Below are 787 nucleotides of genomic sequence, written 5' to 3' on the forward strand. Positions count from 1 at the left end.
GAGAACTCGGCAGCGCTCATCGGCTCGGCGGTCGTGGGCTGCTGCGAGAGCAGGGCGCGAAGCCGGCGCGCCACCCCTGGGGTACCGAGCGTTGCGCGCGCTTCGATGAACTCCAATGCATCCTCGATCAGCGACACGGGCATCTGCACGGTCGGCTCAGCCATCTGCGTTCCTTTCCTGATGCTCCCACTCGCATGCTTCTGCTTGTGACCAGGATTCGTATTGTTCGTAGCAGTTGGTGCATTCGTAGAAGCGGACTTCGGTGGGCATCAGTGCGCCTCGATTCGATCGAGGTCATGCAACCCGATCCGTGACTGCGCGACCCTGAGTAGTTCTTCCGCAAGTCCGTACATGTCGCCGCGGTCGAATGCGCCACTGTGCACTCTTCGGCCGTCTTGGAGCGCATCCCAGGAGCCGTCTTCGTAGAGCGCGAATTCACCGTCAGCGGTTTCGTAGATGGGTTCGTCGGAGTTAGTCACGGCGCTTACCCTCCGCAACTCGCTGCCAGAGGGTGCAGTCTTCGGGACCACCGCACTCGCCATAGCGAGCCGCCTCATCGCCGTCTGCGATGGCATTTTCAACAAACCTGATTGGTCGCCCGGGTTCATGCTCAATCGGTGCCGTCATGTCACGTCCTCCCAGAGTTTCAGTGCTTCGTCTGCCATAACGGGCAGGTGTTGGATGAGCGTGGACAGGTCGCGGCTGTCGAGGGTGCCGGTTGTCCACGATTTGCTGTCACGGGAGAACGCCATCCATTCCCCGTCGGAGTAAAGAACGAACCGCCCGT

General features: G+C 61.0%; 1 protein-coding gene. It reads right to left on the reverse strand.

Annotated elements, in window-relative coordinates:
* Positions 1-269: 269 nt before the first annotated feature.
* A complete protein-coding gene (locus NS184_RS16910) occupies positions 270-479 on the reverse strand; it encodes a hypothetical protein (protein ID WP_152998311.1) in 210 nt (69 codons plus the stop codon).
* Between the last annotated feature and the right edge of the window lie 308 nt (positions 480-787).

The organism is Curtobacterium luteum (genome assembly GCF_001475545.1).
GTDB classification, from domain to species: domain Bacteria; phylum Actinomycetota; class Actinomycetes; order Actinomycetales; family Microbacteriaceae; genus Curtobacterium; species Curtobacterium luteum_A.